Here is a 25,433-nt window from a genome sequence, read left to right on the forward strand (position 1 = left end):
ATGAGTGAAGCATTACTTGAAATCTCCGGGATCAGCCGAACCTTCCCTGCCGGGGATGAAGAACTGACTGTTCTGAATAACGTAAATTTGTCTATCCAGCGCGGAGAAATGGTCGCAATCGTTGGTGCATCGGGTTCTGGTAAATCAACCCTGATGAATATTCTCGGCTGCCTGGATAAGCCATCTTCCGGCTCTTATTTTATTAACGGACAAGACACTTCCCGTATGGAAGTTGATGAGCTTGCAGCCCTGCGAAGAGAATACTTTGGCTTTATCTTCCAGCGCTATCATCTGCTGGGAGATCTAACAGCTGTCGGTAATACCGAAGTACCGGCCGTCTATGCAGGAAAAGATCGCCACTCACGACAGGAACGGGCAAAACTTCTGCTGAGCCGTCTCGGACTAGAAGAACGTCTGGATCATAAACCGAATCAGCTCAGTGGTGGTCAGCAGCAACGAGTCAGTGTTGCCCGTGCCCTGATGAATGGTGGTGATGTAATTCTGGCAGATGAGCCAACCGGCGCACTGGACAGCCATAGTGGTGAAGAGATGATGAAGCTGCTGCGTGAACTGCATGCTGATGGTCACACTATTATTCTGGTTACCCACGATATGCATGTCGCTCAGTTCGCCGACCGGATCATCGAAATCAAAGATGGCGAGATCATCAGTGATAAGAAAAAAGAGCCGCAAATATCCTCTGTCCCGGTCACCCAGCTAGATAAAGCACCAGTATCAGTACCCCGCTGGTTTGACTGGGGACACTACATTGAGGCTCTGAAAATGGCACTGCTGGCGATGTCGAGCCATCGCCTAAGAACGTTTCTGACAATGCTCGGTATTATCATCGGTATCGCCTCTGTCGTTTCTGTTGTCGCACTGGGTACGGGTTCGCAGCAAGCTATCCTTAAAAATATTGCTTCAATGGGAACCAATACTATTGATATCCGACCTGGCAGCGGGTTTGGTGACCGACATTCAGGGCGAGTTCGCACCCTGACAGCAAACGATGCAGAAGCATTACAAAATCTTCCGTATGTGGACAGCGTAACACCGTCAATCAGTACCAGTGTTACTATTCGCTATACCAACTTGGCGGTGACTGCGTCGGTACAAGGTGTCGGACCTGAATATTTTCGGGTTCGTGGCTATGAACTGGCTCAGGGGCAATATTTTGATAATGACAGTGTAGATGCACTGGCTCAGGAAGCGGTCATTGATGACAATACCCGTAAAGAACTGTTTCCGGATGAATCAGCCATAGGAAAAATTATCTTCCTTGGACGCTTGCCAGTACGGATCATCGGCGTGACAGAACCCAGAGAAAGTGCATTCGGTAACAGTGATTCTCTGAATATCTGGATCCCTCACACAACGGTATCCGGACGAATGGTCGGACAAAGCTATCTTGACAGTATCACTGTTCGTATATCGGAGTCAGCCCCCAGTAATGCGGCTGAACAAGGGATTATCACGCTACTGAAAATGCGCCATGGCACTGAAGATTTCTTTACCATCAATACGGATACCATCCGGGAAAATATAGAGAAAACAACCGCCACAATGACCTTACTGATCTCTGCTATTGCCGTTATTTCACTGGTTGTCGGCGGCATAGGCGTTATGAACATCATGCTGGTCTCCGTAACAGAACGCACCAAAGAAATCGGTGTCCGCATGGCGGTTGGAGCCCGGCAGAACGATATTCTGCGCCAGTTTCTGATTGAAGCGGTACTGGTCTGCTTATGTGGCGGAGTGATAGGGGTTTCCCTTGCGTATCTGATCGGGGTCATCTTCGCATCTACAGGTAGCAGTTTCCAGATGGTGTACTCCACCAGCTCTATTGTGGCGGCCTTTGGCTGCTCCACTCTGATTGGTATTTTGTTCGGCTTCCTCCCTGCACGTAATGCAGCAAAACTGGATCCGGTAGACGCACTGGCAAGAGAATAATTTATGCATAATCAATTTCGCTACAAACTCACCACTCTGGCTATCTGCGCAACACTGATAAGCGGATGCAGTTCATTCACCCGTACAGAATATCAGGCTCCGGAACTTGACGTGCCTCAGCAATGGCAACCACTCCGCTCCGGACAGTCTGTACTGACGGATTTCTGGTGGAAACAATTTCAGGATCCGCAACTGAACCAACTTATCGAGCAGGTTCTGCAAACCAACAATGATCTGGCACTGGCAACCCTGACTCTGCGCGAAGCCAGACTGGAAGCGGGACTAGCTGATGACGATGCATTACCTCAATTCTCTTCTTCTTTATCTGCCGAAAAAGAACGAGATCTGAGAAGCAATGATACCTCTGACACTTACAAAGCCAGCGTATCTGTCAGCTATGAACTGGATCTGTGGGGACGGGTATCTGCCAGCATTGATGCAGCAAAATGGTCGGCCATGGCCAGTGCAGAAGACAGGGAAAGCACCGCCCAGAGCCTGGCAGCAACAACGGCGTCTCTGTACTGGCAAATAGGCTATCTGAATGAACACCTCACCTTAAGTGAAGAAAACCTGAACGATGCCAGACAAACCCTGGAACTGACTCAGAGTCAGTATCAAAGCGGTGCAGCATCAAAACTGGATGTACTGGAAGCCAGACAAAGCGTCACCAGCCTTGAAATCAGTCACAGCGAGTTGCAGCAAGAATTAACGGAAGCCAACAATGCAATGGCGATTTTATTTAACCAACCACCGAAAGACATGCAACTGAATATCCATAAGCTGCCGAATGCACCACTTCCAGCAGTTGCTGCAGGGATCCCCGCAGATCTTCTGGCACGACGTCCGGATGTGAAATCCGCTCTGTACGAGCTGAAATCCGCACTGGCCAGTAAAGATGAAACCGCCAGCAGTTATTTACCGACTCTGACTCTGACCGGATCAATTGGCGATTCATCATCTCAACTTGAAAACCTGCTGCAAAATCCGCTCGGAACCCTGGGAGCCGGACTGGTTCTGCCATTTTTGCAGTGGAATCAGATGGAACTAAACAAACAAATATCAGACGTGCAATACCAAAGTACCATTGTCAGCTACCGGAAAACGCTCTACGAAGCATTTGAAGACGTAGATAATGCCTTGTCCGCACGCCAGCAGTATCTGTATCAGGGAGAAAAGCTAAAAGTACAATATGAAGATACTAAAGCAGCCGAAGAAATTTATACCAGCCAGTACAACAATGGTGCGATTGGGATTACCGATTTACTGGATGCACAGCAGGATCGCCGTGATGCTGAAGCCTCATTGCTGGAAAACCGCTATAACCAATATGTTATTCAGGCCACCCTGTATCAGGCTCTGGGCGGCAGTGATATCGCTCCGGAACTGAACCAAAGCCAGTAAAAAAACGACCCGCCATTCCCATGTTTTCTGCATGGGAATGCAATATAAATGCTAAGTAACCCTGTCCAAACATAGATAACTATATGATTCTTTTTTGAATATAAGAATAAGCAGTAGCATTATGGTGAGGATATCAGGCAGATTTAATCGGCTTAATAAATTCTAGGGTTACTAAATGAATATTCGTACCACATTCTGGATATTGCTACTTGGGATTTTCATGACTCGAGTTGGAATATCCGAAGCACAGGAACTGACCTTAGAAAGGCCGGATAAATCAAAAATAAATTATTACTTAATTGAGCAGCCTGCTCCCGTGACTGAAAAAGTACTGCTCCTGATTCTACAGGGCTCTGACTGCAATAGTATTTTTTATATAGACTCAATCAAGAGCGACTACAAAAATATCTGGCCTCAAGCGGATCTTCTTCTCATTGAAAAATACAGCATTAGCAAAAAATTAAGCTATCACACCGGAGCAGAAAGGAAGGATTGCCCCGAAGAGTATATTCACAATGACAGTCCAGAGCAGCGAATATCCGATATTAAGACGGTGCTCAAGGAAGTACGAAAACAACAAAAATACAGAACCTTGGTAGTCTTAGGCGGAAGTGAAGGTGCTGTTATTGCAAACCTTCTTGCAGCAAATATTGATTACGTGGATGCGACGATTTCCTTTAACGGAGGCGGGCGTTGGTTCTTTGATGATATTTTACATAGCATGGTATCCACTCAACAAAATCCGGAAGAAGCCAAAGCAAGTCGTGAGGGACTTAAACAGTTTGCGGAGCACATCTTAACAAGCGAGCCTTTTGAGCTTAAGATTAGTGACCACGGTTACAATTGGTGGCATCAAATGCTGTCAATGGATCAGTTGGCGATTCTGCAAAAAGTCAATTCACCTTTACTGATATTGCAAGGTTCAAGGGATTTGTCCGTATCCCCTGATAAAGTTGACGAAATGCTTTTGGCTCTCAGTAAATCAGGAAAAGACAATATTAAGTACAGGCTATATGATGGTCTTGATCACGCTTGGAAAAATAGCTCCGGCCAGAGCAAAAAGAAGAAGATCGTCGCAGATATTCATATATGGTTAAAATCTGTGCTTAGCCACTCGAATAACCATATTAAGCCGTCGTTAAAAAGCACGGCTGAAACACCAGAATCACACAACAATGAGGTTATAGTGGAAGGCGATCATCATTAAGCTATCCACTATGACTGTGTTGAAGTGACTTCAGGTTATGCAGAAAAGGGCCAAAACCCTGCTCTCCACACCAAAAGTTCAGTGCATTCTGTACCCCCTGGCTGGTCAATGTCGCTCCTGAGATACCATCAACACTATAAGCATCAGAAATTTCACTGTGGTTCATGACAACCTGAAAATCCGGCTTTTCATGTTTAAAAATCTGCTTACCGGTGAACTGCTGAGTCCATTCAGGATCGTCGGTAATGTTTCCTCCCAGTCCCGGTGTTTCTGCATGCTGGTAAAAACCAAGACCACTGATAGTCATATCATCCAGATTCAAAGCCAGATAACCGTGCAACATAGAGAATTTACCAAATGCCCGCACAGGCAGAACCACCCGATCATATGCTCCCTTCCCATGATCATTCTTAATCAGAAATACCTTGGCAACACTCTCCCGGCGTTTAAGACCGGCATGATCATCCGCTTGTGTCAGAGCGACCGACTGTGTCGGATCCGTACGGGATAACTCTGCATCATAGCCAGCCAGACGATCAGCATCATCAATAAACAGACCGGTATTCAGATCCACCAGCTTGGGTTCAACATACTGCTCCATTAACTTCACAATACTGATTTTTTTTTGTAGCAACCCGGCCGTTTCTACCAACACCAGACGCTTATCCAGCACAACAGTTTCATGCTGCACAGAAACATTCTGACTCAGAGAAGATTTCAGCTTTTTCGCAGAGTCAGTATCCGCCGACTCAGAGCCAAAACAACCGGATAACAACAGTACCAACAGCGTCGCACCTGATTTTTTAAGAAATAACATGATCACCTCTACTTCAGACGACGGGGAACAACCTGAGCAATAATATCGAATTCCCCCTGATTACTCCGGATATGCAAAGTAATCAACTCTCCCAGCTCCAGAGTCCGTACTGGATTAAACAGCATCAAATGATGAGTATTCGGTGTCAGCGCCAGCATTTTATCCGCCGGAATACTAATTTCATCAATGTGAAACATCACTCGCTGACCACCTTCAAATTTACTGCTGTGCAGCATGGTCATACCGAACACTTCACTGCTCAGTCCGGTGATCACCAGATCTTTACCGGTATTATTATGGATTGTCATTTTACTTCCGGTGCTTTTGGCTCCCTGCGCAAGCTGAAAAATCACCGGATTTTCCACTTCGACCTGCTGCTGCAGAGTATTTACATTTGCCTGCGCAAAAACAGAAACACAACTGAAAATGACAACAGTAAGAAAAACAGACACATATTTGTTTAGCATAACCACCCTTATTTTTGATTCTTTAACTGATTGATATAATTGTTTAAATCCATTCCGGTGGAATAGCCGACATGCATTTTGTCTATCACGCCATGTTTATCGATAAAGAAGGTTGTTGGCGTTACAGACACCAGATAACGTTCCTGAGTAATACCAAGTTGATCTTTACCCAGCAAAAAAGTGATACCAAGCTCATCAGCCACCGCATTAAAATCGACATTTTTATCATCAATATTGACACCGATGACCGTTAGATCATCAGGCCGCGCCTGCACCAGGTTCTGCCAGTCTTTCATCATCAGCAGACACACACCACAACTCTCGGACCAGAACTCCAGTACCAGTGGTTTACCCCGGTATGTTTCCAGTTTGATCTCCTGATGACGTACATCAAAGGCCGCCACAGGCGGGGCCTCTGCTCCTACTTTCGCTATCTCTTCTTTGCAGCCACTAACCCCCCCTAATAACAGCAGTATCAGTATGCTAAAACATGCCCTATTGCCACGATAATAACTATTGAGATAATTGCTCATTCGGCCTTTCCTCTCCCACGTACTTACCATGCTGTAGCCGAATAATCCGGTCGGTATAACGCCCTAAATCCGGGTTATGGGTCACCATAATAATGGTGCGGTTCTGGGCATGCAGGCGCTGGAAAATCTCCAGAACAATCCGCTCATTCTCTTCATCCAGATTTCCGGTCGGCTCATCGGCAAAAATAATCGGACACTCATTTACCAAAGCCCGGGCAATACATACCCGCTGCTGCTCACCACCAGAAAGCTGATTCGGCAAATGATCAATACGGTGTCCGAGGCCCACTTGTTCCAGCACCGAAATCGCTGCCGCTTTATCAGTTACACTGTGATAATGCTGAGCCAGCATGACATTCTCCAGTGCCGTCAGATACGGGATCAAATGGAACTGCTGGAATAGCAAACCAATCTTCTCAGCCCGGAATGAACGCCGACCATCCTCATCCAAATGTGCAGCGTCCTGGCCATCCAGATAAATCTGCCCTTCGGTGGCCGTATCCAGACAACTGAGAATATTCATCAGCGTAGTTTTACCGGAACCAGAAGCTCCCATAATGGCAACAAACTCACCGTGACGAATGGAGATGTTAATATTATCCAGCGCCTTAACCTGCTCAAAATGCTTGGAAAGCCCTTTAGTTTCAATTGCATAATTTGACATTTTATTCTCCTTTCAGCACCTTGGCGGGATCGACACGGATCGCCCTTAGCGTAGGAACCGTCGCAGCAACCATAGCTGCGAGAAATGAAAGTACAGACGTGATGGTAAATACCGGACTACGCAGATCGATACTGGCACTGAATACGGTCTGTCCCAAAACCTGAGCCAGCAGATAACCCAGAGCCAGACCAACAACAATAGCAGCCAGTGTCATCAGCACGGTTTCAGTCAGGATTTGCCGGGTAATCGAACGATGAGAAGCTCCGAGTGCTTTTTGCAATGCAAACTCATATTTCCGTTCAGAGATCATTGCCGTCAGCGTTGTATTTACACACAGCGTAGACAACAGCAGAATGACAAATGCCACAACCCCCATCAGTAGTTTGATTTTATCCAGCACCTTACCTTCTGAGGCCGAAACTTTACGGATCGGGCGGATATTCAGTTGTGGATAACGCTGATTCAATACTGCAGCGAACTGCTCCACCTGTCCTGTATCGTTCGCTAAACTGAACATGGCATAGTTCACCAGCCCCTCTTTTTCCAGCCACGTCTGCACTACGGGCAGGTTTACAATCAGATAATTGTCTTCCGCTTCACCGGATTCGATAATCCCTTTTATGGTAAAGCTGTGTTTCAGCCCATCTCTAATGATATTGATCGATGAACCCAGCTTCAGCTCCAGTTTTTGTGCCAGCTTACTGCCAATCATGGCATTACGCTGGTCAAAAGTGACATTGATCCATTCGCCCTTCACCTGCCAGTACGGCGTCAGTTTCTGTAGCTGTGAGAAATCGATTCCCATCAATACCACTTTTTCCAGATCAGACTGTGCCATACCGTAAAGATAAGGGCTGGATGCCACCAGACTGTCCTGCGGAGCCAGTCCGCGAATCTGACGATACTCTTCAGCCGTCATATATTCCTGCGTCTCTCCCGGCCCGACAAAGAAATTCGCTCCGTAATTTCTCAATTCATGACTCATTTTTTCATTAATATCGAAATAGACACCCGCCATCGCAGTAATAATTGCCGCTCCAACGGTCAAAGCCGCAAATACGACCAGCACCCGACGGATCCGCAGTCTGAGCGAACGCCATACCAACAGACGGCTCATCGCACCCCGGTTAACAGACGAACCTTTATTTGCGCCCATACAGCACCTCGATAGGATAAAGTGACGCAATACGTCGTGAAGGGAAATAGGTGCCAATAAGCGTAATGATGACGGAAATCACCAATACCATAGGCACGATAATCCAGTTAAAACTGACCGCAGAATCAAACAGGGCATACCCCATCACTTTTGCCAGCCCCCAACCAGCCAGACAGCCCAGCAAACCACCCAGCAGTCCGCAGATAACCGATTCGGAATAAAACAGCAGATACACCTGCCAGTTATGTGCTCCGAGCGATTTCATCAGGCCGATCTCTTTCGCTCTCTGCAAAATGGCATTTGTCATCAGTGACGCGATACCCATCGCCGCAGCCACCAGGGCTGCGCACGTCACAACAAACAGCAGACTCTGAATTTTCCCGATAACGATTCCTTCCGATGCGGCAACCTGCCAGATAGGTTTTACCAACGCGTTATTCATCGCCCCTTCTAACTGGAAAGAGATAGAAGAAACAAACGCAGTGCAAAACCAGAGGTCATATTCATCAGAATCGAGCGATTCCAGATCTTCACGGGCTTTTTTCGATAGCGCATTCTCAGGTACGGTCAGAGCTGAAACATTAACTGTCTGTACCCGGTCTTGCAGATCCAACAATTGCTGACCAATATGCAGAGGCACAAGTAAAGATGTTTCATCATCCGAACCACTACTCAGGATACCGGTAATAGTCACTGAGACTGAGGTAGCATTTTTTCCATACAGCTGAATGATATCCCCTTCAGACCATCCCTGCGACGCAGCCAGTGTCTGACCAACCAGAGCCTGAGGTTTTTCATCATCCGGCCATTGCCCCTGCACCTGCCAGTAAGTGGCAATATAGCGGTTACCGGTGCGGTAGTCCGGTTCATCCGGAACCGGGATATGTTGATCGAAAAAAGTACCCGTCAGATTAATCTGCTGTAACATCCCGCTACTTTTTTGAGCCTGAACCTGTCCACGGACAAAAGGAGTAAAACCAATAATATTATTACGCCAGAATATATCCTTAATATTGGGCAGTTCTTTCTCCCGTAACAGATCGCCTTTTGCCAGATCCGTACGATGCGAAGCCAGCATCTCCGGCAGCTCTATCTGCCCTTCAGGAGAAATTTCGATATTCGCCCCATAACTTTTCATCTCCTGAGACATCTTGTCCCCAATATTGACAGAAATAGCCAACAGCGCCGAAATCAGCCCTGCAGCCAAAAAAACCGTCGTGGTAGCCAGTAATTTGCGCCCGGTATCGTGCGCCCAGGACTGGCGAAGCATAGTCCATAGCATAATGATTCTCCTGGTCGCTAAAGCGGCTCATGATCCGTATAAGCCCACGGATCCGCCCGAAATGCTTCATAAGAGGCTTCGGAAGTGAAGAAATAGGTTTTCCCGCCAAACAAATAGGTATATTCCGCTCCTATATTGCTCAGTTGCTTACCATTAACCGGATCCGTTGCTGTGATCTCGACAATCTCACTGAAATATTTCAGACCGCTTTCCAGCATCTGCTGTGAAATCAGGATCTCGTCTCCCTGTTGTGTCCATTCCGCAATCGGGATCGGGTTACAGCCTCCGGGTTTACCAATGGATGGAATAAAGATATGTACGCCACATGCCAGACAGATCACCTGATCGCCTGACTGAACGTACCCTGCATCCCCGCATAACATGCAGGCATCAAACACGACACCAAACTTCTGCTCGCCCGGATAGCGGTCAATCACAAAAAAACGCACAACTTTGCCATCGCTGGCTACCCAGTCATAACGGTGAATACGCCCGTCCTGCAATGCTTCTGTTACGGGGATATGAACCGAGTTATCTTCTGCCAGTACCATCCGTGTGGCCGGTGAGCGTTCCAGAGGCTGGGAAGCCACCAGATCCCAGTACAGCAGGCTGGCAAAAACCAGCACGACACCAGCAGCATAATGACGGATCAGCGCAAACTGCCGGTTGAAGTTAGCCTGTTTTTTACGTCGTTCGATCGCATGCCTCTCTCTGCTTATCTGCTGTTTCAGCGGTACAATAGTGCGGTAACGGGTCAGAATACACAGCACAGCCAAAGCCGTTGCACAGTAGGGATAAACCCAGTAGAAATTAGTCACACGGGAAACATAAGTGAGCAGACCCTGCGTCAGACCAATCACTTGCAGCTTCATGGCAGCAAGAATGATTTCACCGGACAACGGCAGCGAGGTAATCACCACCAAAATAAAAAGTGCCAATTTAGCCATAGACCGGCTACAACCCGCCCATATTTTTGCGCTCGTAGTCTGAATAAATACAATCAGGAGGAATCCGCAGATCAGAGCACTAATATTGAGGATAAATTCGGTATTAATAACATTAGTGGCACTGAGCATATCCAGCTTAGCCACCTTCGCCCACATAAAACCAGCCAGCCCGGTAATGAGTGTCTGCATACATAAAAGTGTGTAACGGTTAATCCGGAACAAAAGTGCATAAATAAGCAGCAGAAACAGCACTCCGGCATAACTGCCGGATACCAGCAAAATATTGACCTGACTGAAAGGCAACTGCCGGAACAATACCGCGCCGGTCAGTAAGGCGCACAAAAATAGCCAGAACTGTTTTTTATAACATTTATCAACCGGTTGCTCCCACAGAAGCCCCAAGATCATTGCAGGAAGTAAAAAGACGGATATCACCTGCGAAAGATAAAAACTCATTCTTTTCCCTATGATATAAACAGAAAGGATACGGCCCAGAAATGAGCCGTATCACACCTTGTTTTCCTAAAAGGAAAGGCGGGATCAGTTCAGACCAACATATTTAAACTTATAATTCACATCGAAAGGTTTAAACCAGCGGCCAACACCTGTCGCTTCATCTGTATGGCGCAGCAGACCGGCTTTTGATGGTGGCTCAATGTTGAAAGTCAGCTCATAGTTACCCACACCCAGCATATTGATATTCGAACCATAGTGAGGACCGTCAGCCGCAACCATTGGCATGAAAGTGCCTTCCTGAGTTTTCCCTGTGTCTACATTTTTCAGTTTGTAGTGAATGGTCAGATATGGGATCCATTCACCCGCCCCAAAACCGTTCTTGTTACCTTGCAGAGCATGGATATCGGCTTCCAGATGAACATCTGACTGAGAAGCCGCTTTCATCATACCCTGAGGTTCCATTGTGACCGGCTCAAGATAAACCGCCGCGATCTCCATACCGTTCATTTCTACGGTTTCACCTGCCGGTACTTCACCGGCATAGGCTGCCGTTGCCATCAGCATTTGGGCAGCAATAGCTGATGCTAAGATTGTTTTAGACATACTTTAGTTTCCTTTTTGTATAAGTAGTTTTTTAGCCTGTTATTGTTACTTTGTGTTACCACATAAATTGTTAATGACCAGAAGCCATCTGAGCCTCAAGTCTGGCTCCCCGGCTTTTAATCACGATAAGGGCGAATACAGCCGCCAGAAGCAGAATGCCCTGCGGAATAAGGGTTTCCATATACGGATAAATACCCAGCAAACTGATTTCCGGTACTCCCGACATCAGTGTCGGTTCAAACATTTTGCCTTCAATCAGCTCCAGCACACCTTTTCCGGCAAAGACAAAAGCCATCAGATACATAAAGCCGCCGGTGAAGATAAAGAAAGGCTTGAGCGGCAGCTTCACTACGCTGTAACGCATGATAAAGAAGATAATAAGGAGGATAACCACGCCAATCGCCAGACCACTGAACAATCCGGCCATTGCTGCAGATGAAGCGTCACTGGCCAGCGCATAGTAAAAGAGTACGGTTTCTGCACCTTCACGATAAACGGCCAGAAAACTGGCAAACCAGAGCCCGAACAGAGAACCGGTCGTCATGGACGCTGACAGTTTTTTCTCCAGATACCGTTTCCACTGTACCGCTTCCACTTTAGACAGCAGCCAGTAACTCATAAAGAACAGCACAACTACCGCAACCATCATAGTGAGCCCTTCCAGCAGTTCCCGGTTTGCTCCAGAATTGGTAAACAGCCACTGGAATATTACCGCCGTGATCAGGCTGGCAATCAGGCCGGTAATCACAGAGTTCTTTACCACATACAGCTTGTCCTGTGCTTCATTCTTGATCAGATAAGCCGTGATCGCTGCCACTATCAGCAGCGCTTCCAGCCCTTCACGCAGAATAATGGTCAGGCTGGCAATCAGCATAGCCCACCAGCCATCTCCCCCCTGAGACAACGTATCCGCCCCCTGCTGCAGCGCGGTTTCCATCTCATCAAGCATTGCCTGCAGTTCGTCCATGCCGGAATCCGCCTTCATCATACCGACGATACGGGTGAAGTAGCCTTCCAGCTCCGCCTTGAAACTGGCATCACGGGCACCCAGAGCATTTTCCATTCCGGAAGCTTCGAATATATCGAAGTAGCTGTCCTGAACGCTCATAACAGCAATATCGGCCTGTCCACTCTGGTACTGACCAAGCGCTGCCGTTATTGCTGCCACAACATCATTTACCACCTGATCCCAATTCTTGTCAGCGATCTGCATTTCTTCATCTTGCTGCTGAGGTTTCTGCTCATCACGAGTGGCCGGAAGGCCAGGCAGGTCATCTTTAAGATCCTGAACCAGGGTCGACAGCTCATAGCTGAACTGGATCAGTTTTTGCTGGTTGTACGCTGTTTTGGCAATAGTGAGCATACTCTTAAACCGATCATTATAATCAGCCGCTTTCGACGTAGAACGATTGAGACGGATTGCAATTTCCAGCTCAGAATTTTTATAGAAAGTAAACTGAGCCTGCTGCACTAGCTGGTAGGATTTCTGCTGTTTGTCTGCGGTACTATCCGTCTGGGGCGCAGATTCGCGGTATTCCGTCAAAGCCTGATTAAGTGTCGTTTCAATATTCTGCACCTGTGTGCGCCAGAACGGCAGAATACTCTCCTGAGACAGATCCTGTGTTTCTGCAACTAATTGATGGCCAGAAGCCAGAATATCCGGAATTGTTGCCACTTCAGATTTCAGCCATTCGATTTCCTGCTGTACTTCATCCAAAGGTTTTTTATCTGCAATCAGCTTGCGAATTTCACCGAACTTAGCCTCCAGCTGATAGCTGTATTTTTGAGAATAGTTGATACGGATAGGGCCTTCGATGTCTTCATACACATCGAAATAAGCCATCTGAACCGCTGACTTGGCTTCAGGGATCTTACCGGCCTGATAAAGTTCAAATGTTTTGTCCAGCCTGGCATTAATATCTTCCACGGCAGCCTGATAGTCGACAATAGCAGCAAAGACCGGAAAAGCAGAAAGAGAAAGTAGCACTGTTAAAAACAGTCCTTGTACATAGCGCATAATAAACCCAAAACCAAATAGTAATGATAACGATTTTTATTTTCGATGAATTTATCAGGAAATCATTTGAGGGTCAAACAAAGAAGAATACGCCATACCAATTAACGTCTTCTGTTCTAGGTGAAAAACAAAGTCACACCGTATTTCAGCATAAAATGCGGCACCGGTTACAGTGCAGCTTGTAGCAGGCATTGGTACATTAAACCAGCAGTGAGATGTCGCCATCGTGACAGACAGAAATTTATTGGCTAAGCTATGAAAACTAGGCATATAACTCTAAATTGTACGACTCCCCATACCATAAGATTTAAGGGAATAAATAATGAAAACGCTTGGATTTAAAACAGCACTGTTGGTATCAGTTTGCATACTGGTTTCGCTGTCAGTCGGTTTATCAAACTATCTGGCTTATCGCCACGAAAGACAAACGTTAGAAGACAGTATCTATCTGAATACTAAAAGAATTGTATCTACTGAATCAGAGCTTCTTGAATATTTTATCCAGACAAAATCTCAGGCGGTTGATGAAATGGCCAGAGATTACCAGACCTATAAGTACACCGACGGACATGCGGAACGGGTGCGTATCGGGGCAAATCTTTCTTCGGTTTCTAATTTGATGGTCGGATTTGAAAATGGTGATTCATACGCCTCTGCTGATTTCGACGGTTGGACAGATCACAAAAATCCCGCCTCCTACGACGCCAGGAAAAGACCATGGTATACCGATGCCATGAAAACCAATTCACTGATATACACCGAACCCTACATTGATGCCAATAACGGTGATCTTCTGGTCAGTATTGCAAAAAAATTCCAGAATGGTGTCATTCTGGCGGACATTTCTCTTTCTGTACTTGATGAAACAGTAAAATCCATTGATATGCCCGGAGCCCTTGCTGTGATCATGACAGAAGATTCTTCCGTACTGGCAAGTACTTCTCCGGCAGTCCCTAACGGCACTAAGCTCACCGATGTCAGTTCACTGGTCGACCCGGTAAGGCAGGCAACCAGCACAGATTCCGCCATCATTCACTATGACCTGAAAGGGGTGGATAAAGTCATGTTCACCCAGCGGATCAAATACGGTGACAAAAATTGGTATCTGGTCGTGGGACTGAATAAATCCACCGTGTTTGCTGATCTGGCAGACTCGAGGAACGATGCTATCTTCCTGACCATTGGTCTGACTATCGGCTGTATTATCCTGACGTTACTGATTCTGGGATATCTTTACCGTCCAATCCTGATCCTGAAGAACACAATTCAGGGCTTATCTGCTGGTAACGGTGATCTGACTCAGCGGCTTGAGGTCAAAACTGACGATGATCTGGGTCAGATTGCTCATGGTATTAACCTGTTTATCGAAAACCTGCAAAATATGATGCTGGAAATTGATAATGCCTCCAAACGCCTGCAGGAAGATGCCATTGCGCTTCAGTCTCAATCCAGTAACAACTCTTCTATTCTGGAAAAACATGTGGTTGAAACAGAACAAGTCGTCACCGCTATCGAAGAGATGAATGCTACTGCCGAATCCGTTGCTCATAACGCCAATGAAGCCGCCGCTCTTACGACACGGGCAACCGGAGACGGTGCCGAATCCATGCAGGTGGTTTCTAAAGCACAGGAACAGGTTACCGAACTGGTCACTGATGTGGAAGAAACGTCCCTGCGTCTGACAAACATGAGTGAAGAAGCGAAATCTATTACCTCGATCCTGCAGGTCATCGGCGATATTGCTGAACAAACCAACCTGCTGGCATTGAATGCAGCTATTGAGGCTGCACGAGCGGGTGAACAAGGACGCGGTTTCGCGGTTGTGGCAGATGAAGTTCGGGCATTGGCCAGCCGGACACAGGCCAGTACCCAGGAGATTGAAAGTGCGCTAAGCCGCCTTCTGAGTGGAACTGAAGCGGTCGTATCGTCCATGAGCGGTACTCAGGGACGCTGTCAGGATACCTTCCAGCATACCGAGCAGGTCAGTAGCATGCTGCAACAACTGGTAACCAGTATTGATGGTATCAATGACCTTAGCTCGCAAATTGCAACCGCCGCGGAAGAACAAAGCAGTGTCACCAATGATATCAGCCGGAATATGAATGCAATAAATGATATGGTCAGAGAGTTAAGCAGTAATGGTGAAACCTCTGAGGTTCTGTCACGTAATATTAGCCAGATCAATCATGACCTGAATGCTCTGGTCACCCGGTTTAAGCTGGCGTAAGCCCGCACTAGCAGACACAAGGACACACACTGGCAGTGTGTGTCTTTATTCTTTTTCTTTATTTTCTTTTTTATCAGCTCTCTTGTCTTTTATGTTTAGGTACATAATTCAGTATAGAGACAGGCACCGGTTTTTTAGGTTCAAAACCGTCAATCACCCTTCTTTCTAGTAGATGACCCAGACGGCTTTCAATCATACACAGGTTCTTAAAGTTATCTTTTGATACCAGAGAAATAGCCTCTCCCTGAGCATCAGCACGTCCTGTACGCCCGATACGGTGAACATATTCATCTGCCGGAAACGGCAGATCATAGTTAATCACCAGTGGAAGATTAACTATATCGATACCACGGGCAGCCACTCCGGTTGCAATAAGGTATGGCACCTTTCCGGCTTTAAAATCGTCCAGCAGTTGATTCCGTACCGCCTGACTACGACCACTATGAAAAGCCTCCGCAGCTATCCCCCGCTTTTCCAGTTGAGTGACCAGCTTAGCAGCTCCGTGTTTGGTTTCGATAAAAATCAGAGCCTGATGCCATTGATGGGTCTGGATCATATGACTGAGAAGCGCCGATTTTTTATCTTTATCAACAGTAACGATCCACTGTTCAATAGAACTTTTTGATGCCTGCTTTGCTGCAATGGATATTTCATAAGGATTATGCGTCGCTGATTTAGCCAGATCTCGTACTTTATTAGATAAAGTGGCCGAAAAAAGCAGATGCTGAGCACTCTCAGGAAGACGGGTAACAATACGGTTAATGTCATCGATAAAGCCCATATCCAGCATACGATCAGCTTCATCTAATACAAACAGTTCAACCTCTTCAAAGTACAGAGCTCGCTGAGTATAAAGGTCAAGCAGTCTGCCGGGAGTCGCAACCAAAATATCGCAACCTTCGATAAGTGCCTGCTTTTGCAATTTCTCATCGATTCCACCATAAACTGCTGTACAGGTCAGCTCTGTATGCCGGGCATACAGAGCTACTTTTTGTTCTATCTGAATCGCCAGTTCCCGGGTCGGTACAACGATCAGAGCACGAAAGCGCTTTTTCTTTTGTGTCTTTCCGTTCAGCAACTGATGCAGAACCGGCAGCACAAAACTGGCTGTTTTTCCCGTTCCGGTTTGTGCTGCCGCGATCAGATCCCGGCCTTTCAGTATCTGAGGAATGGCTTTATTCTGGATATCAGTCGGTCTGGAGTATCCGGCATCGGATACAGCCTGCAGCAATAATGGATGCAGATTAAGAGAAGCAAAAGACATAACAACCTCGTGTAACATTCTTCTAAAGGACAGCGATGTAACACCGAGTTATCAGGGCGAGCTGACGCCCTGACTACACCACCAAACGCGCGGAGTATAGTGCCAAACCACATCAGGCAGCAATTTTTCTTTAACCTGTAAGTGTTCGGAACTCATAGTCCTTTAATATACTGTGCATTAGACGTTGGTGTGATCGCATTTCTGAGCTTCGTTACAGACTCTTCTCTGCCCTGAACCAGCCCGGTGAATAAATCGATGACCTGCTGTTTATTAATACTCAGGCGAGTTTCTGTTTTGATGTCCCGCAGGTCAATCAGCACATCCGTATACAGCCCCGGAATATCGTTCAATACCCCGGTATTCAGAAAATTATGGCTGCTGTACATACGGTTATAGCTTCCCCGCTGTTTGTGAATCACATACTCCGAACCATTCAGATTAATAATGGAAGTGGATTTTTCACAGTTCGGCAGACACCCTCTGTTTACCCGTTTCTTACGGCACCCCTCTGTTTGCTGGAACAGGCACTGGCGACTGGTCAGCAGCGTAATCGGATGGTAGATACTGTAATACAAACGGAAGTTATCCGGACGAACAATTTGCCGCATCTGTAACGCTTTAATTTCATTAGAAATAAAAGTGCCATCTGCTGAGAATTCGTCTTGAATACAACGTAGAGCATACGAGTTAGTGATATTCAGCTCCGGCCCAGCAACCCACGAAAGGCCAGCCTTACCGGCCAGATACGCGACACCCGTGTTATTGGTCACTATTCGCCGGGGCGTTATTTTCTGCAGAAATTGCGCTGCGGCTGAATAGTCCTCACCTATCAGAATAGCAGGAAACCAGGGCAATAATGACGGCTCGGCATTAAATAGCGCCACCAGCGAATCTAGGTTACGGGCAAGAGCCGAAGGTAGCTGGTAATAAATCTCGGCCTGACGATTTTCAACCAATTTAATATCCACTGAAGATGAGATTAATACCGATAATTTCGGAGATTCAGACACAGGATCCGGACGAGTCTGTTTTGGCAACGTCCTGTGGGCTACTCGTTTGCTTTCTGTGCAGGCTGGCGTAAGATCCGCCATAAGCTGGTGAATTTTTTCATCAACTATCTGGATAATTTCGGTCTTTTTATCAAAAACCTGTCGCTTGATTCTTTGTATATCCGGTAAGGATTCTGCGCCTTCCTGTCGGATGAAATAAGCCGCAGAATGATCTCTGGGGTTATCAGTCATCATTTCCTGTCCGATCGAATCATTCAGGTAACCGGTGGAAAAATCACGGTTAAAGACAGTATGAAGCTCGGTCATATCCGTCAGTAACTGACCCGTAGTACAATAATGATCAATTTGTCTGCGCCAGTTATCGACAACAGTGTACACGTAATGTGGCTTCTTGATCCGGCCTTCGATTTTCAGGGAATAAACACCGGCGTCCACCAAGGCATCCAGATCCGTGAATGCACTGTTATCTTTCATATTCAGCGGATGGTCAACACCCATTTCCGTTGTCTGATAAGTATCCCGGCATGGCTGACTGCACCGCCCCCGATTACCGGATGCACCGTTACGTACCGAGCTGATATAACAGTGCCCGGAAAAACCGATACAATAAGAACCGTGGATGAATACTTCCATTAACACATCATGTTCACGACCAAACTGAGTCAGGTGCTTGATTTCCCGGATATTCAGCTCACGAGACAGGTTAACCCTGCTGACCCCCAGTTTCCGGGTGAACAGGATCTGACCTTCATTGTGCGTGTTCATTTGTGTCGAAGCATGAACATCCAGTGTCGGAAAATAATGTTTAAGGATATATCCCAGTCCAAGATCCTGAATAATCACGCCATCAATATCAGTGTTAGCCAACTGATTCAGTAGACGAACCAACGCACTGAGTTCGCTTTCAAGAATAATGATATTCAATGTAATAAAAATCTTGCACTGATGCTGATGAGCCAGAACCAGAAGTTCTTTCAAAGCATCTAGCGAGAGGTTAGTCGCCCGGTTACGGGCATTGAATCGATCCAGCCCGCAGTACACTGCATCGGCTCCTGCTGCTATCGCAGCCTTGATTGACTCTGCATCACCTCCCGGTGCTAATAACTCAAACTGATTTCTGTTCACAAATATACCACTAACTACACAACCAATTAGCTATTCTACTGCGCAGCTCACAGATTTTCTCACTTATTTTCAATCAGCCTGTTTCTCTTTAAACCGAAAGTATTGTGATCACCCTTGTTAACCCCCATATTATTTGTACTTAAGTGGTCTCATACTAGCTAAGTCTATGCTTATATTATCAGCGGCTCTATCGGGGGTATCTATTCAGCTATGCATACAAATACCGCTATATCTTCGGAATCTTATTCCAGCCAGCATCATTTCTGGCGGGGAGCGGTGGCCAGTCTGCCATTATGTATTGCCGTTATCCCCTGGGGGATTCTGGCCGGAAGTTTTGCCATTGAAGCAGGACTGACCCCTTATGAAGCACAGGCAATGTCAGCCATTCTGTTTGCAGGTTCAGCACAACTGGTTGCCGTCGGTATGTTTAAAACCGGTGCAGGGCTTGCTACTTTACTGCTGACAACATTTTTCATTACTTCCCGTCATTTTTTGTACAGCGTCTCTATGCGCAGTAAAATTAGTCCGTTGCCTCTGAAATGGCGGCTCGGACTAGGTTTCTGGCTGACCGATGAGTTATTTGCCATTTGTGGCAGTCAGACAAAAGAAGAATTTAGTCCCTGGTACGCTTTGGGTGTCGGCACTGCCTTTTATCTGGTATGGAACGCAACAACCCTGCTTGGTATTGTTGCAGGAAGCCATATTCCTTCCCTTAACGCAATGGGACTGGATTTTGCCGTTGCCGCAACCTTTATTGCTATCGTGGTTCCTACCATCAAAAGCGTAGCGGCCTTTGCTAGTGTAGTCAGCTCACTATTACTTTCCGTTCTGTTTGCTTATTGGAACATCGAAAGCGGACTGATTATTGCCTCAGTGTCCGGTATGGTGATCGGCTATCTGTGTGACACCCTGCGCCTAAAACAAGAAAGCCAGCGGAGAGTCTTATGATTATGTTCTATATTCTGGCAATGACGGGCGTTGTTTTTCTGAGCCGTTATCTGTTCCTTGAGCCCCGACTGCCGTTAAAACTCAATGCCAAGGCTCAGCACCTGCTCAGTTTTTCCAGCCCGGCTGTGCTGACAGCGATCTGGGGTCCCATCGTTTTTCTTCCGGAAGGTAAACTTGGTATCAGCCCGGACAACCCTTATTTGCTGGCAGCCATATTAGCCGCTCTGATTGCCTGGAAAACCAAAAATGTACTGCTGACAACCGTTGTCAGTATGGGGTTGTTTCTAGTGCTTAAACTGGCTGTTTTTGTATAACCCAACCCGGGAAGTCACCATCACATATTATTTGACATGCAATTTCCGGGTTGCCTGCATGGTTTTTTCTATATTAGTTTCCGTCACATCCGGCTGGCTGTTGGCAATCGTGACAAACAGGCAGTCTATTATCGCAAGTTTAACCAGTCTGGCAGAGCCTCCGGCACCAAGAATAGGCTCAACAGAAGCAGGAGCAAAGATAGAAATATCTGACATTTCAGCAAGAGCAGCACTGTAATTGTTGGTGATAGTAATAATTTTAGCGCCAGCATTTCTGGCTTCTTCCACCGCATCTAATAAATCAACCGTCTGCCCTGAATGAGAAATAACCAGAACAACATCCTCAGAAGACATCTGACTGGCTGACATCAGCATCAGGTGATAATCCTTAGGAACATAGGAAGTAATACCAATACTGATAAGCTTATGATGAAAATCATCACTGATAACAGACGTTCCCCCAACAGCAAATATAGACAGTTTTTTTCCTTCCGTAATCAGCTCTGCCGCTTCTTCTATCTTAGGCACAATAGAGAGAGATAATACTTCCTGAAGACAATTAACCGAGTTCTGTAATATTTTTTGCATCACCTGAGCACAATCATCACTCCGGGTTAATGGCTGATTCGGAAAATAATCATGTTGAGCTTCAACCTGCAATAATTTTATTTTTAGTTCACGAAATCCATCATAACCAAATTTTTTTGCTAGCTTAACAATCAATGCATTTGATACATCCAGTTCTGCCGCTAATTCATTAATCGTTGTATCTTTAGTTACAGCGTGGGGAGTCAGAAAATATTCTGCTATATGTTGTTCTGTCTTGGTAAGTGAGGGTAGTAACATTCTGATACGGGGATAAACTTGATCGTTATGTAACTTCATTAACTATCATCCAACAAAAAAAGGCTATCGTATAGACAGCCAATTTACACCTTTAAATTTCAGAATGAAATAGTTAATGTGTCCAGTTTAATGCCTGAAGAGCCGCACCTGTGGCACCATTAAATGCTGATGATGTTGCTTTTAAAAAAGTAAGTTCATCATGAGGCAACGGCTTTCGGACGTGCTGACTAATTTGTTTTTTCAGTAAAGACGCCGGAAAACCTTTCATATCCATAACACCTCCGCCTAACAATACAATATCAGGATCAAACAGGTTTATTGCAGCAGCCATTGCTTTGGCTGCATCATCAATATAATTCTGAATAAAAGCTTCATTGCATTTCTGCTTAAAAAATTCCTCAATTGAATAATCAGAATTCTGTTCATCAAAATATTGTTTAAGTCTGACACCGGAGACCCGGCTTTCCAGGCAACCATAGTTACCACACCCGCATTTTACACCCTGCTCACCATACGGAATATGCCCCAGTTCACCGGCCACACCATGTGCTCCCACATAAGTGTCACCATTAAGCCAGATAGAAAATCCAAAACCAGAACCTAAGTAAAATCCCAGGACATTGTCTTTAGCTATTTTCAGGTGGTAGGTGTCATAAGCCAACTGAAGATTCACATCTCTTTCTAATTCAATCGGACATTCAAACTCTGATTGCATTCCGATCACCAGTTGTGAAAATTCTTCTTTTTCAACACTCAGGTTAGGTGTAGAAAGCACCTGTTTTCTGTCTTTTGATATGGTAGCCGGCAGACCAATTACAGCGCGATGTATAAATAGCTTATGCTTGTCCAGAATATTTCGGACAAAGCTTGTCAGCCCCAGACTTAAACTATTACTGACAATCTCTTCTGTTTTTATTTTTGTCAGTTCAATAATGTTCTTATTTCCGTCCAGAACACATAACCGGGTATGAGTTGCTCCCATATCCACACCAAGATAAACCCCAGTCTTACTCATGAGCAACCTCCAGCATGTGCGCATCAATCTGCTTATCCATAATACTCCACGCAACTTCTATGTCGGAGTGATAGTTAAACAGGCCGGACGTTCCTACGATTAAGACATCAGCCCCGGCTTCAATCAGAGAGCCGAATGTCTTATCATTACATGAACCGTCGATTTCTATCTGGAAATCAAGATCATGCAGATCTCTGTACTTTTTGAAGGCTCGAATTTTATCTAGCATTTCAGGAATAAACGGCTGTCCTGCAAACCCCGGATCAACAGTCATCAGAGTAACTTTATCAATACGATTCAGATATAAAGATACTTCTTCTAAACGGGTTTCCGGGTTTAATACCAGCCCACATTTCATATTATATGAACGGATAGTATCAATCAGTCTGAATGCCTGCCCGTTAGCTGTTTCTGAATGAAAACTTACCATCGCAGCTCCGGCTTTAGCCAGAGGCTCAATATACATGGATGGATTCGTTACCATAAGATGACAATCTGATGGAGCACTGGATATCTTACTTAATTGTTCAACAAAATATGGTGATAAAGTTAGGTTGGGAACAAAATGTCCATCCATAATATCCACATGGTAATAACCGATTTTATCATCAAAAAACGACACTTGTTCCGCTAATTTTGTTAAATCCATACACATCAGTGATGGTGCAATTAATGGCTTTTTCATTTACGTCTATCCTTTCTTTGAAATAAAGCGGTCAAGAGCAACAGCTGCAATGATAAGACCACCCATAACGACTAATTGATAATAAGTTTGAACCTGAAGAATATTTAATCCGTTATTAATGGTTCCGATAATTAAACCACCAATAACAACACTTACAATTCGGCCTTTACCACCGAAGAAACTGGTTCCGCCAATAATGGCACTGGCAATAGCAAACACTTCAAATCCCATACCAGCCAATGGCTCAGCAGAACCCAAACGAGCCGTTGATACCACACCCGCTAAGCCAGCACAGACACCAGAAATAATAAATACGATTAGCGTGTGTTTTTTTACATTAATACCAGAGAAGTGTGCGGACTCCTGATTCCCCCCGATGGCATAAATATTTCTTCCCAAACGGGTTTTTGTAGTCATAAACCATAACAACGCAGCAACGGCAAGAGCCAGTATAACGGGTGTCGGTATACCAAGCAGTGTACCGGCAAATATATCTGAAAATTCATAAGGGAAGCCATATACAGAGTTTGCATCAGAAATAATTAACAACAATCCCCTGAATATAGAGTTAGTTCCCAGTGTAATAATAAATGGATGCAAGCCTGTGTAATTGACCAATGCTCCATTGATGGCACCTAAACCACCACCAACAAAAACACCACCAATTAATGCCGCCAGAACCGGGTTCATACCGGCAATCATCAGCTTGGCAGTGATCATTCCAGACAGAGCCAGAACAGCCCCCACAGATAGATCAATACCGGCTATTAATATGGCAAAGAACACCCCCATACCAATTAATACCGTCACTGCTGACTGAGTAAAAATCTGAGAAATATTGTTGCTGGTAAGGAAATATTCCGGTGAACTGACGCCAAATATCATAACAATCAGCGCCAATATTCCCATTGTTCCATATTTCTCCCAAGTTTCGGAGAAATTAATTTTCGCTTTCTTTTGCGATTGCTCTATTGTGGCAGTGCCCATTTCATTATCTCCTCTTCGGAAATTCCGGTATTATTTAGAATGTTAGAAATTTTTCCTTCTTTAACTACAGCAACCCGGTCACTTACAGCCAGGATTTCTGGTAGTTCTGAAGACACCATAATGACAACTTTTCCATCGTCGCAAAGTTTACGCATAATTTTATATATTTCTGATTTAGCACCGACATCAATACCCCTTGTCGGCTCATCAAAAATAATAATATCCGGATTAGATGCCATCCATTTTGAAATAATAACCTTCTGCTGATTTCCTCCGGATAGATCTGTTATCTTTTGATAAATTGAATCACATTTAATACCAAGCATTTCTTTATATTTATGCGATAGTTCATCTTCTTTCGATTTTGAGAATAATCCCATCATGCCACCACGTCCGCCATCTTTCAGGGAGCGGGCAATAGCAATATTCTGACTGATATTAAAATTATCGAAAAAACCGTTTTCACGTCGGGATTCGGTAACATAAGCAATACCGTTATTAATCGCATCCAGAGGATCTTTAGGCGTAATATCCCGACCTCTGTAGAAAAGCTTTCCGGACGCCAGAGAATCAATACCGAAAAGACAGTTCATGATTTCGGTTCTTCCTGCACCAACTAATCCGGCGAATCCCATAATTTCTCCGCGCCGGATATCAAATGAAACATCGATGACCGATTTTTTATTACTGGATGTTATACCTTTAACAGAGAAAAGAATTTCTGAGTTTTCAATAGCATCGCTGGCTGCAGAGTGATACCGGTCATCTGCAATGTCTCTTCCCACCATAAGGCGGATAATATCCTTGTCCGTTGTATCTTCAACCAGACCTGATCCCATAGAGCGGCCATCACGTAATACTGAATACCGGTCGCAGATCTGCCGGATCTCTTTCAGCTTATGCGAAATATAAACCACAGCAGTTCCGTTTGATCGTAATTGCCTGACGACGTCAAAGAGTTTATCCACTTCTTTATCCGTTAACGACGAAGTCGGTTCGTCCATAATCAAAACTCTGGCATGTGTAGCCAGCGCTTTGGCAATTTCAACCATCTGCTTATAAGAGATAGCCAGATTTTCGACTTTCTCATCAAGGTCAATATCCATCCCCAGTTCACGCATTATCTGGCTAGCTTTCTGGCGCATAGAATCCCAGTCTACACACGCAATACCCAGTTTCTTCTTAACTTCCAGACGCCCGATAAAGATATTTTCCAGTACACTCAGTTCTTCAATAAGGCTCAGTTCCTGGTAGATAATACTGATCCCCAGCTCGGCAGCCTCACTGTGCGTCAGGCCGGGATATTCCCTGCCATCAACGATCACGTGACCATCAGTAGGTGCATGGATCCCGGACAATACTTTCATCAGGGTTGATTTACCTGCCCCGTTTTCCCCCAGCAAAGCATGTACTTCTCCGGGATAGACTTTTAAATTAACACCGTCTAATGCCTTCACTTTTCCAAAGTGTTTGGCAATATTCGTCATTTCAATAATTGGCTCAGTCATAGCG

General features: G+C 45.5%; 22 protein-coding genes. 6 read left to right on the forward strand and 16 right to left on the reverse strand.

Annotated features, from left to right (window positions below; all coding sequences use genetic code 11):
* The 3 genes from CSW98_RS07075 to CSW98_RS07085 all read left to right on the forward strand — a co-directional run bounded on the left by CSW98_RS07075 (position 1) and on the right by CSW98_RS07085 (position 4,558).
* Complete coding sequence (locus CSW98_RS07075; RefSeq protein ID WP_100799766.1) at positions 1-1,950, forward strand: MacB family efflux pump subunit; 1,950 nt, start codon at positions 1-3, stop codon at positions 1,948-1,950.
* A gap of 3 nt (positions 1,951-1,953) precedes the next feature.
* Positions 1,954-3,351: an efflux transporter outer membrane subunit gene (locus CSW98_RS07080; protein WP_100799767.1), complete on the forward strand. Its 1,398-nt coding sequence runs from the start codon at positions 1,954-1,956 to the stop codon at positions 3,349-3,351.
* A gap of 175 nt (positions 3,352-3,526) precedes the next feature.
* Positions 3,527-4,558, forward strand: coding sequence for an alpha/beta hydrolase (locus CSW98_RS07085; protein ID WP_100799768.1), 1,032 nt, complete (start codon positions 3,527-3,529; stop codon positions 4,556-4,558).
* Between the two features lies 1 nt (position 4,559).
* Here the strand turns inward: CSW98_RS07085 and nqrC are convergent, their stop codons facing one another.
* From nqrC to CSW98_RS07130, 9 genes are all read right to left on the reverse strand, one after another.
* Positions 4,560-5,375 (reverse strand): NADH:ubiquinone reductase (Na(+)-transporting) subunit C, encoded by an 816-nt coding sequence (gene nqrC / locus CSW98_RS07090; RefSeq protein ID WP_157810356.1) that lies wholly within the window; start codon positions 5,373-5,375, stop codon positions 4,560-4,562.
* An 8-nt stretch (positions 5,376-5,383) separates the two neighbouring features.
* Complete coding sequence (locus CSW98_RS07095; RefSeq protein ID WP_100799770.1) at positions 5,384-5,842, reverse strand: copper chaperone PCu(A)C; 459 nt, start codon at positions 5,840-5,842, stop codon at positions 5,384-5,386.
* Between the two features lie 8 nt (positions 5,843-5,850).
* A complete protein-coding gene (locus CSW98_RS07100; protein WP_157810357.1) occupies positions 5,851-6,375 on the reverse strand; it encodes a TlpA family protein disulfide reductase in 525 nt (174 codons plus the stop codon).
* Entirely contained in the window at positions 6,356-7,039 is a 684-nt protein-coding gene (locus CSW98_RS07105) for an ABC transporter ATP-binding protein (RefSeq protein WP_100799772.1), read from the reverse strand. The genes CSW98_RS07100 and CSW98_RS07105 overlap by 20 nt, the downstream gene beginning before the upstream one ends.
* 1 nt (position 7,040) lies before the next feature.
* Complete coding sequence (locus CSW98_RS07110; RefSeq protein WP_100799773.1) at positions 7,041-8,195, reverse strand: ABC transporter permease; 1,155 nt, start codon at positions 8,193-8,195, stop codon at positions 7,041-7,043.
* Positions 8,182-9,477, reverse strand: coding sequence for an ABC transporter permease (locus CSW98_RS07115; RefSeq protein ID WP_100799774.1), 1,296 nt, complete (start codon positions 9,475-9,477; stop codon positions 8,182-8,184). Before CSW98_RS07115 ends, CSW98_RS07110 begins: the two co-directional genes overlap by 14 nt.
* Before the next feature lie 17 nt (positions 9,478-9,494).
* Complete coding sequence (locus CSW98_RS07120) at positions 9,495-10,880, reverse strand: Fe-S-containing protein (protein WP_100799775.1); 1,386 nt, start codon at positions 10,878-10,880, stop codon at positions 9,495-9,497.
* 84 nt (positions 10,881-10,964) lie between these two features.
* Positions 10,965-11,483, reverse strand: a complete 519-nt coding sequence (locus CSW98_RS07125; protein WP_100799776.1) for an iron transporter — start codon at positions 11,481-11,483, stop codon at positions 10,965-10,967.
* A gap of 70 nt (positions 11,484-11,553) precedes the next feature.
* A complete protein-coding gene (locus CSW98_RS07130; RefSeq protein WP_100799777.1) occupies positions 11,554-13,500 on the reverse strand; it encodes an FTR1 family iron permease in 1,947 nt (648 codons plus the stop codon).
* A gap of 322 nt (positions 13,501-13,822) precedes the next feature.
* Here CSW98_RS07130 and CSW98_RS07135 point away from each other — a divergent pair, with 322 nt between their 5' ends.
* Positions 13,823-15,727, forward strand: a complete 1,905-nt coding sequence (locus tag CSW98_RS07135) for a methyl-accepting chemotaxis protein (RefSeq protein WP_100799778.1) — start codon at positions 13,823-13,825, stop codon at positions 15,725-15,727.
* A 73-nt stretch (positions 15,728-15,800) separates the two neighbouring features.
* Here CSW98_RS07135 and CSW98_RS07140 read toward each other — a convergent pair whose 3' ends face one another.
* Positions 15,801-16,991 carry a DEAD/DEAH box helicase gene (locus CSW98_RS07140; RefSeq protein WP_100799779.1) on the reverse strand — a complete coding sequence of 397 codons (1,191 nt, stop codon included), beginning with the start codon at positions 16,989-16,991 and terminating at the stop codon, positions 15,801-15,803.
* A 152-nt stretch (positions 16,992-17,143) separates the two neighbouring features.
* Positions 17,144-19,126, reverse strand: a complete 1,983-nt coding sequence (locus tag CSW98_RS07145; protein ID WP_100799780.1) for a peptidase U32 family protein — start codon at positions 19,124-19,126, stop codon at positions 17,144-17,146.
* Positions 19,127-19,336: 210 nt separating this feature from the next.
* On the opposite strand from CSW98_RS07145, the gene CSW98_RS07150 reads away from it, so the two are divergent.
* Both CSW98_RS07150 and CSW98_RS07155 read left to right on the forward strand, forming a co-directional pair.
* Positions 19,337-20,074, forward strand: coding sequence for an AzlC family ABC transporter permease (locus CSW98_RS07150; protein ID WP_100799781.1), 738 nt, complete (start codon positions 19,337-19,339; stop codon positions 20,072-20,074).
* The gene (locus CSW98_RS07155) at positions 20,071-20,388 is read left to right on the forward strand and encodes an AzlD domain-containing protein (protein ID WP_100799782.1); all 318 of its coding nucleotides are present in this window, start codon (positions 20,071-20,073) and stop codon (positions 20,386-20,388) included. The genes CSW98_RS07150 and CSW98_RS07155 overlap by 4 nt, the downstream gene beginning before the upstream one ends.
* 27 nt (positions 20,389-20,415) lie before the next feature.
* Here the strand turns inward: CSW98_RS07155 and CSW98_RS07160 are convergent, their stop codons facing one another.
* From CSW98_RS07160 to alsA, 5 genes are all read right to left on the reverse strand, one after another.
* Complete coding sequence (locus CSW98_RS07160; RefSeq protein WP_100799783.1) at positions 20,416-21,273, reverse strand: SIS domain-containing protein; 858 nt, start codon at positions 21,271-21,273, stop codon at positions 20,416-20,418.
* Between the two features lie 73 nt (positions 21,274-21,346).
* A complete protein-coding gene (gene alsK / locus CSW98_RS07165) occupies positions 21,347-22,249 on the reverse strand; it encodes an allose kinase (RefSeq protein ID WP_100799784.1) in 903 nt (300 codons plus the stop codon).
* Entirely contained in the window at positions 22,242-22,934 is a 693-nt protein-coding gene (gene alsE / locus CSW98_RS07170; RefSeq protein WP_100799785.1) for a D-allulose 6-phosphate 3-epimerase, read from the reverse strand. The genes alsK and alsE overlap by 8 nt, the downstream gene beginning before the upstream one ends.
* 6 nt (positions 22,935-22,940) lie before the next feature.
* Positions 22,941-23,921 (reverse strand): D-allose ABC transporter permease, encoded by a 981-nt coding sequence (alsC, locus tag CSW98_RS07175; protein WP_100799786.1) that lies wholly within the window; start codon positions 23,919-23,921, stop codon positions 22,941-22,943.
* A complete protein-coding gene (gene alsA / locus CSW98_RS07180) occupies positions 23,903-25,429 on the reverse strand; it encodes a D-allose ABC transporter ATP-binding protein AlsA (protein ID WP_100799787.1) in 1,527 nt (508 codons plus the stop codon). The genes alsC and alsA overlap by 19 nt, the downstream gene beginning before the upstream one ends.
* Positions 25,430-25,433: the final 4 nt, after the last annotated feature.

This window comes from Vibrio sp. HA2012 (genome assembly GCF_002812955.1).
GTDB lineage: Bacteria > Pseudomonadota > Gammaproteobacteria > Enterobacterales > Vibrionaceae > Vibrio.

Excerpts from the sequence above, each read along its gene's own strand:
- CSW98_RS07075 (WP_100799766.1), top strand. The coding sequence starts at position 1 with ATGAGTGAAGCATTACTTGAAATCTCCGGGATCAGCCGAACCTTCCCT.
- CSW98_RS07080 (WP_100799767.1), top strand. The coding sequence starts at position 1,954 with ATGCATAATCAATTTCGCTACAAACTCACCACTCTGGCTATCTGCGCA.
- CSW98_RS07085 (WP_100799768.1), top strand. The coding sequence starts at position 3,527 with ATGAATATTCGTACCACATTCTGGATATTGCTACTTGGGATTTTCATG.
- nqrC (WP_157810356.1), bottom strand. The coding sequence starts at position 5,375 with ATGTTATTTCTTAAAAAATCAGGTGCGACGCTGTTGGTACTGTTGTTA.
- CSW98_RS07095 (WP_100799770.1), bottom strand. The coding sequence starts at position 5,842 with ATGCTAAACAAATATGTGTCTGTTTTTCTTACTGTTGTCATTTTCAGT.
- CSW98_RS07100 (WP_157810357.1), bottom strand. The coding sequence starts at position 6,375 with ATGAGCAATTATCTCAATAGTTATTATCGTGGCAATAGGGCATGTTTT.
- CSW98_RS07105 (WP_100799772.1), bottom strand. The coding sequence starts at position 7,039 with ATGTCAAATTATGCAATTGAAACTAAAGGGCTTTCCAAGCATTTTGAG.
- CSW98_RS07110 (WP_100799773.1), bottom strand. The coding sequence starts at position 8,195 with ATGGGCGCAAATAAAGGTTCGTCTGTTAACCGGGGTGCGATGAGCCGT.
- CSW98_RS07115 (WP_100799774.1), bottom strand. The coding sequence starts at position 9,477 with ATGCTATGGACTATGCTTCGCCAGTCCTGGGCGCACGATACCGGGCGC.
- CSW98_RS07120 (WP_100799775.1), bottom strand. The coding sequence starts at position 10,880 with ATGAGTTTTTATCTTTCGCAGGTGATATCCGTCTTTTTACTTCCTGCA.
- CSW98_RS07125 (WP_100799776.1), bottom strand. The coding sequence starts at position 11,483 with ATGTCTAAAACAATCTTAGCATCAGCTATTGCTGCCCAAATGCTGATG.
- CSW98_RS07130 (WP_100799777.1), bottom strand. The coding sequence starts at position 13,500 with ATGCGCTATGTACAAGGACTGTTTTTAACAGTGCTACTTTCTCTTTCT.
- CSW98_RS07135 (WP_100799778.1), top strand. The coding sequence starts at position 13,823 with ATGAAAACGCTTGGATTTAAAACAGCACTGTTGGTATCAGTTTGCATA.
- CSW98_RS07140 (WP_100799779.1), bottom strand. The coding sequence starts at position 16,991 with ATGTCTTTTGCTTCTCTTAATCTGCATCCATTATTGCTGCAGGCTGTA.
- CSW98_RS07150 (WP_100799781.1), top strand. The coding sequence starts at position 19,337 with ATGCATACAAATACCGCTATATCTTCGGAATCTTATTCCAGCCAGCAT.
- CSW98_RS07155 (WP_100799782.1), top strand. The coding sequence starts at position 20,071 with ATGATTATGTTCTATATTCTGGCAATGACGGGCGTTGTTTTTCTGAGC.
- CSW98_RS07160 (WP_100799783.1), bottom strand. The coding sequence starts at position 21,273 with ATGAAGTTACATAACGATCAAGTTTATCCCCGTATCAGAATGTTACTA.
- alsK (WP_100799784.1), bottom strand. The coding sequence starts at position 22,249 with ATGAGTAAGACTGGGGTTTATCTTGGTGTGGATATGGGAGCAACTCAT.
- alsE (WP_100799785.1), bottom strand. The coding sequence starts at position 22,934 with ATGAAAAAGCCATTAATTGCACCATCACTGATGTGTATGGATTTAACA.
- alsC (WP_100799786.1), bottom strand. The coding sequence starts at position 23,921 with ATGGGCACTGCCACAATAGAGCAATCGCAAAAGAAAGCGAAAATTAAT.
- alsA (WP_100799787.1), bottom strand. The coding sequence starts at position 25,429 with ATGACTGAGCCAATTATTGAAATGACGAATATTGCCAAACACTTTGGA.